This window comes from Streptomyces sp. NPDC096105, from assembly GCF_044763335.1.
GTDB lineage: Bacteria > Actinomycetota > Actinomycetes > Streptomycetales > Streptomycetaceae > Streptomyces.
Window position 1 is genome coordinate 1 of sequence record NZ_JBIWGC010000044.1, and the last position, 7479, is coordinate 7479.

General features: G+C 67.4%; 4 protein-coding genes. 3 read left to right on the top strand and 1 reads right to left on the bottom strand.

Translation table 11 applies throughout. The annotated features are described in order from the left end of the window. Positions 1–239: 239 nt before the first annotated feature. A complete protein-coding gene (locus tag ACIQ8B_RS32730) occupies positions 240–758 on the top strand; it encodes a hypothetical protein (RefSeq protein WP_403551951.1) in 519 nt (172 codons plus the stop codon). A gap of 282 nt (positions 759–1040) precedes the next feature. Here the strand turns inward: ACIQ8B_RS32730 and ACIQ8B_RS32735 are convergent, their stop codons facing one another. Beyond that, positions 1041–1220, bottom strand: coding sequence for a hypothetical protein (locus ACIQ8B_RS32735; protein ID WP_403551953.1), 180 nt, complete (start codon positions 1218–1220; stop codon positions 1041–1043). Between the two features lie 513 nt (positions 1221–1733). Here ACIQ8B_RS32735 and ACIQ8B_RS32740 point away from each other — a divergent pair. Continuing rightward, complete coding sequence (locus ACIQ8B_RS32740) at positions 1734–6887, top strand: DUF6531 domain-containing protein (RefSeq protein WP_403551955.1); 5154 nt, start codon at positions 1734–1736, stop codon at positions 6885–6887. Between the two features lie 10 nt (positions 6888–6897). After that, positions 6898–7317, top strand: coding sequence for a hypothetical protein (locus ACIQ8B_RS32745; protein ID WP_403551957.1), 420 nt, complete (start codon positions 6898–6900; stop codon positions 7315–7317). Positions 7318–7479: the final 162 nt, after the last annotated feature.

Genomic DNA, 7479 nt, shown 5'->3' on the forward strand with positions numbered 1-7479 from the left:
ACCTACCACCGGCGCCGACGCCAGAGACGCCTGGGCCGATTGACCCCCGTCGAGTACGAGACCATCATGACCCCACCCGCAGCTCTGGCTGCATAAAACCCGCTGTCACCCGATCATGCAGCAGTCCCAGACGGCGGCCGGGCATTGAGCAAGTTCTACCTGAATAACCGCATCATCGAAAAGGACAAGTTCCTGGTGTGGATCAAGTAGATGACCGCCGCCTGGCGGAGAACTACGAGATGAGCGACGACGTCACACGGGGCCAAGGGCTCGTCCCGGTCCAGTACCACCAATTCGACATCAGCGACGAAAACGGACCGACCGGCCCCGACCTCGACCGAGACCACAACGGCCTGGTTCGCGTCACCGACGGCGTCATCACCGTGATGACCGGCATCCACACCGGCGACGTCGACGTCGCCGTCACCCTCCACGACACGCGTCCCGAACCCGGCGCCGGCGAGCGGCAGGAGATCGTGGAAGTGTCCGCGCACTCCGCCTCCGGTGACCTTATGGTCCGCGGCGTCATGGACGACCTCGACGAAGAACTGTCCGTTCTGTCGTTCCACGGCCCCGGCGACTACCGGCTGCGCGTGCATACCCGCGGCCGCGATACCGCCATTGACCTGGCCCCCGACGAGGTCACCGAGTGGTACCTCATCCAGGTCTGGCCAGCCCCGCCGAACCCGTCACCGTGCTGCGCCACAGTGACCGTTACGGAGCATCGGCCCGCACACAGTGACACGCTGCTGGACTGACCCGCTCGCTCGCCGGAAGCCGCTGGGCGAGCGGGTCGGTCGCCCATGCAGTCCTCGGAGCTCACCCGGGCACCGCATTGTCTCCCGGAGTGCTCCTTCCACTGGTGCGTCCTACCCGGCCTGCTGACGGGACGTCGCCTGCTGCCTCCGGCCTTGTGCACCTCGTACCCAAGTTCCAGGGCAGGGCGTCATGCCGGAGAAACCTGCTGTGTCACGCCCAGACCGACCGGCCCGAACTCGGGTGATCTGACGCCCGGGACGCAGCCGCCGGCTGCCGCTTCGTCAGCTCCGGTCGATAAGGCCGGTGTCGTGCAAGACGCGGTCGGTGGTGTCAGCGAGGGTGCTGTCGGCTCCGATGACGCTCTCCAGGCCGCCGGGCAGAAGGTCGCGCTCGCGGTACCAGTCGCGCAGGTGCCGTTCGGTGACGTGGGCCAGGTAGTCGGCTTCAACCGTGTCGGCCATCAATCCCTCAGGTGTGACAGACAGGTGCGTTGCCTGCCCGAGGCCGGAGAAAGGTTCCACTCAAGCAGCCCGTTCTTCCGTTTCCGGCTCGCTGCCTTTCCTTGGCTCACCGTCGAGGGTCCGTTTACCCATACCATCTCGCGCTCGGGATCACCTTCGCGCCAAATCGAGCGGCCAAGCGGAGCCCTCCGTCCACTCGGCCTGCAAACTCATGGCCAGGGCGGGCGGGGACCCCGTCGCGTTTCGGCCCCGGTTCCCACGGCACGTTAGTTCGAGATTTTTCTGATCATGCATCACCGCGACCTCTCTTCACTCCTGACTCACAGGTGATGCACTGTGCGCCCACACGCGCGAAGTCTCGTCACGGCCGTTCTGACCCTGGCTCTGCTGGCAATAGCGGGGGTCGCCCCCTCCTGGGCGTCGCCCGGGGACCGGCCCCGCTCCACGGCCACCGCGGCCATCACGCACGCGCAGGCTCGGACAGCCGCCGACCTGCCCAAGCCTCCTAAGGCCATGACGCTGGCCGAGCGGCGCAAGCAGGTCGACGAGGACCGGCACGAACGGTCGCCGATGCGTGAGTACATGGACGCGCCGGAGCGAACGTCCAAAGGGAAGCCCCACAGTCGGCCGGACAAGAACCGCGTCGAACGCGGGCCCGCCGCCGGGTCGGAGGTGACCCTCCAACCCCTTGCCGCGGCGGCCGAGAACCCGACCTGGGTGTCGTCCTGGGCCACCGCGTACCCGGGCATGCTGTCGATCGGCGGGCAGGTGAAGCTGCCCAAGCGGGGGGATTCGTATACCGGGATGTGGCTGTACGTCCTGGACGAGGGCGGCTACCCCGTCGTGCAGCAGGAGATCAAGAAGTCCACAGACGATCCCAGCGGCGACACCCCGGACACCGGGGCCTGGTGCTACGACTGGTGGTCGAGCAACTCCTACCCCACGGACCAGTGTTTCTGGTGGGCCGGCAGCGCGCTGGGCGGAATTCTCGAGGACGGCAAGGAGTATTACGCCTGGGTCTTCCTCAACAGCACCGACGGGACGTCGAGTCCGGGCGGCACCACCTCGCCGCTGGTGGAGGCGTTCTACACCCCGGTGATCCCCGGTGCGCAGGCGGGAATCTGTACCTGCTACGCGCAGGCGCACCGCGCCGACCCGGTCAATACGGCGACCGGCATGTTCTTCGAACAGCTCACTGACGCCTCCTTGGTGAGTCCCGGTGTGCCTCTGGCCCTGGAGCGCACCTACCGCTCCGACTCGAGTGCCGTCGGTCTGTTGGGGCGCGGCTGGGCGACGCCGTTCGATGCCAAGCTGACCGTGGCGACGGGGAAGGTGACCTACCGGACGGACGACGGGGCGTCGTTCGTCTTCACGCAGAACAGTGACGGCACGTACGCCGCCCCGGCAGGTTCTGCGGCCAAGTTAGTCAAGGGCGCGAGCACCTACACGATCACCACGCCGGACCACACAAAGCGGACGTTCAACAGCGGCGGCCAGCTCACCTCCGTGGTCGACAGAGCCGGCAAGGGGCTGAGCCTGACGTACGCGTCCGGCACGCTCGCCTCCGTCAAGGACGCCGCCGGCCGTACCACCACCTTCACGCACGGTGCCGACGGGCTGCTGTCCAAGGTGGGCCTGCCGGACGGCACTTCGGTGTCGTACGGCTACACCAGCGGTCTGCTCACCTCGGTGACCGACCCGGCCGACAGGACGTCGTCGTACGCCTACGACGCGAACAAGCGGCTGTCCTCCTACACCGACCCGGCGGGCGGCAAGGTCACCAACTTCTACGACACCGCGGGCCGCATCAAGTCCCAGACCGACCAGAACGACAAGACCACCACGTTCACCTGGGACGGCAAGAGCGAGTCGCACACCACAGCGCCCGACGGCGGCGTATGGACCGACGTGTACGCCGGAAACGTCCTGATGGAGACGATCGACCCGTACGGCGAGAGCATCACCTACGACTACGACCGCCACCTGCGTCCTGTCGCCATCACCGACCAGCGCGGCAACACCACGGAGATGACGTACGACAGCGCCGGGCGGATGCTCACCCGCAGCGCCCCCTCGGCCCTCGGTTACGTGGAGAGCTGGACCTACGACGCCGCGGGCAACATCACCAGTCACACCGACGGCCGCAAGAACAAGACGACGTACACCTACAACACATCGAACCAGCTGACGTCGACCACGGACCCGCTGGGCGGCAAGACCGGCTACACGTACACCGCGCTCGGCTCGCTGGAAACCGTGACGACGCCACGTGGCAAGGTCACCGTCTACGGCTACGACGCGGCCGGCAACCGGACGTCGGTCACCACGCCGCTGGGTGAGAAGACGACGTTCACCTATGACAAGGCCGGCCGGATCCTGACGAAGACGGACCCGCGCGGCAACGCCACCGGTGCCGACCCGGCCGACTTCACCACGACGTACGCCTACGACGGCCGCGGGCTGCTCAGCTCGGCCACCGATCCGCTGGGCCGCACCACGACCTACGAGTACAACGGGGCCGAGCAACTGACGTCGGCCAAGAACCCGGCGGGCGACACCACCACATTCGCCTACGACGACGCCGGGCACCTGACCCGGACCACCGACCCGTCCGGCAACTCCGTCACCCGCACCTATGACGCGAGCGGACGCCTGTCCTCCCAGACCGACGCGACCGGCGGCAAGACCACCTACACCTACGACAAAGTGGGACGCCTGCTGAGCAGCGTCTCGCCGCGCGGCAACGCCACCGGCGCCGACCCGGCCGCCCACACCACGAGTTACACCTACGACGCGGCCGGCAACACCATCAAGGTCACCGGCCCGACCGGCGCGTCCACCACCACGACCTACGACGCGATCAACCGGCCCCTCACGGTCACCGACCCGCTGGACCACACCACCAGCTACACCTACGACGCCAACGACAACGTCACCAAGATCACCGACGCCGCAGGCGAGACGGTCGCCTCCGTCTACGACAAGAACAACCGGCTGACCAGCAGCACCAATCAACTGGGCAAAACCACCTCCTACGGCTACGACGCCGACGGCAACCTGCTCAGCCGCACCTCCCCGCTCGGCCACAAGGAGAGCTGGACCTACGACGCCGACGGCCGCCGGGCCACCGCGGTCGACCCGCGCGGCAACGCCACCGGCGCAGACCCGGCCCAGTACACGACCACCTACGGCTACGACCCGGCCGGCAACCCCACCACGGTCACCGACCCGCTCGGCGGCGTGACCACCACCGCCTATGACGCCGTGAACAACGTCGTCAAGCAGACGGACGCCGACAAGCGCGCCACCGCCTACGGATACGACAAGCTGGACCGGCTGACCGAAGTCACCGCTCCGGGCGGTGCAGTCACCACGTACGGCTACGACACAGTGGGCAACGTCACCGAGCGTACCGACGCCAACGGGCACGTCACCACGTACGGCTACGACGCGGCCCGCCGCCTCACCTCGGTCACCGACCCGCTGCAGCGGGAGACCACCTACGCCTACGACGCCGCCGGCAACCTCACCAAAAAGACCACGCCCCGCGGATCCACCGGCTACACCTACGACCCGCGCGGCCTGCTCACCAAGGTCGACCACTCCGACTCCACTCCCGACGCGACGTTCGGCTACAACGACGCCGGGCAGCTGACCGCCCGCGCCAATTCGAAGATCTCCGAGGACTTCGTCTACGACGCGGTCGGAAACCTCACCAAGACGCGCGGCTTCGCCTACACCTACGACGCCGCCGGACAGATGCTCACCCGCAAGTACTCCGACGGCAACACGATCACCTACACCTACGACAACGACGGCCGCACCGCCACGATGCTGGCCGACGGCAAGACCACCACCTACACCTGGGACCCAGCCGGCAACCTCACCAAGTCCGCGCTGCCCAACACCGAGACCGAGGACCGCACATACGACCGGGCCGGCCGCCTCACCGCCGTCACCTCCACCAAGGCCGGCACCACGGTCACCAAGACCGCGCACACCCTCTCCCCCGCGGGCCTGCCCACCCACGTCGACATCACCCGCGCCAACGTCGGCACGACCGGCTACGACCTCACCTACGACACCGCAGGCCGTCTCACCTCCGGCTGCTTCCCGCAGCCCTGGGTCGCCGGCTGCGCCGCCAGCCGCGCCACGTCCTACACCTACGACAAGGTCGGCAACCGCCTGACCTCCACCCTCGGCACCACCTCCACCAGCTACGCCTACGACGCGGCCGACCAGCTCACCTCCACCACCACCGGCACCACGACCACCGCCTACGACTACGACGCCGAAGGCAACCAGACCAAGAAGGGCGCCGACACCTACACCTACGACCTGGCCGGGCAGATCTCCGCCGCCACCGTTGCGGGCACCGCCTACACCTACGACCACGACGCCAGCGGCAACCAGGTCGCCACCCTCAAGGACGGCGCGGTCACCCACCGCACCCAGTGGGACCCCAACGCCCCGCTGCCGATCCTGGCCACCGAATACGACAGCGCCTGGACCATCAAGCAGTCCTACCGCTACGACCCCCTCGGCCAGCCCACCTCCGCCAAGACCGGCACAGGTGCGCTCTTCTACTACCACCACGACACCCAGGGCTCACCGGTCGACGTCACCAACAGCACCGGCACCCTCTACCAGCGCTGGGCCTACGACCCCTTCGGCACCCGCGTCCTGGGCACCACCACCGGCGGCGCCCCCGCCAGCCCTCCCTCCTACACCGGCGCCCGCTACGAAACCACCACCGGCAACCTCGACCTCCACGCCCGCCAGTACAACACCACCACCGGCCGCTTCACCCGACCCGACCCCGCCACCCGCGCCCAGTCAACCCCGTACATCTCCCCCTACGCCTACGCCGACAACATCCCCACCCTCCTCACCGACCCCAGCGGACTGACCCCCGACGACCCCAACAACGACCGCGTCGACAGCCTCGGCGAGGCGGCGCGCATCTTCGGCGACGGCTTCGTCGAGGGCTTGAAGTCCCCCTTCGTCTTCCTCGGAGACGCCTACGACGCGTTCACCGGCCAGAACGGCGGAGCCGGCGCCTTCGTCGACAAGTACCTCCCCGTCCGCCCCGCCTACCGCCTCTACCGCGCCGAATACATGCTCCGCCAGCAGGGCTGCGACGCCCTCGCCGACCTGTACGCCGAAACCGCCGAAGAACTCACCCAACAGATCGCCCTCGTAGGCATCGGCGGCCTCACCGGCTGGCGGCGGGCGGCCGTGGCACCCGAGGTGCGCGGACACGACATCCCCACGCATGGCAAGGGTGTCGGCCCGGCCGCCGAGCGACTCCCCGGTGGACGCCCTGACGGCCAAGCCGTCATCGCAGGTCACGGCTGGTACGTCCGTGGCACCGGCGACATGCAGATGCCGAGCGGCACCTGGGGTTACTTCTATGTGGAGGACGGCATAGGTCTTCGACAGTCCGTCGGGCTCGCAATCGAACAGGGAAAGAAAATTAAGCCTACAGAGATCGTCGGTCCCGGTAAGACGCTTCCCGACTACACCGTGGCTCCGGGCCACGATCTCAGGATGATGAACGGCTCGATCACGGTGAGCAAGGACACGCTGCTCAGTGAGATTCTCAAACCCAACATGGGCCCGGTACACCTGGCAATCTGCCGGAAGCACTGCGACCCCCGTGGTTGAGGAGCAACGCATGACCTACTATCCCGACCTGACCCGTTACTCCTACGACGAGTCGGACCAAGAGATGCTTAACATCGGCTGGCTGGCGTCGGAGCACGACTACTGCACAGGAATCGTGGATGAGCGCGTAGTGGACGCGTTGAAGGTTCTCAGTGCCGCCTACGACAATCAGATGCGCGGCGTCCACCATTGTGAGTTCTGCGACATCGACCGCCCCGTCGTCCTCGGCGGTCCCGCCAGGGACACCGAGGTGTGGCTCGGGTCGGCGGAGATTCGGGTGCAGGGAGCTGACGGCACGCTCTACGCGGCACCGAACCTGGTAATCCACTACATAATGACGCACCATTACTGCCCACCCGAGGAGTTCTGCCGCGCGGCAGCACGGACGGCGGGGATTGAAACGGCTGGAGAACTGACCCTGACCGATTGATCCGCGTCGGATCGTGGCCTCCGGCACCCCCGGAAGGCCACGATCCGACGGCGGGCCCTGTGCGGCGCTAGGGTCTGTTGCGAAAGTGGATCTTGTTCGGTGATGATCACGTCCTGTGGGACGTGGGGATCTGACGAACGGCCAGTGGGCCCGGCTTGAGCC

What these genes read in the sequence shown, in the direction of transcription:
- ACIQ8B_RS32745 (WP_403551957.1), top strand. Translation starts at nt 6,898, where the DNA reads ATGACCTACTATCCCGACCTGACCCGTTACTCCTACGACGAGTCGGAC.
- ACIQ8B_RS32740 (WP_403551955.1), top strand. Translation starts at nt 1,734, where the DNA reads ATGACGCTGGCCGAGCGGCGCAAGCAGGTCGACGAGGACCGGCACGAA.
- ACIQ8B_RS32735 (WP_403551953.1), bottom strand. Translation starts at nt 1,220, where the DNA reads ATGGCCGACACGGTTGAAGCCGACTACCTGGCCCACGTCACCGAACGG.
- ACIQ8B_RS32730 (WP_403551951.1), top strand. Translation starts at nt 240, where the DNA reads ATGAGCGACGACGTCACACGGGGCCAAGGGCTCGTCCCGGTCCAGTAC.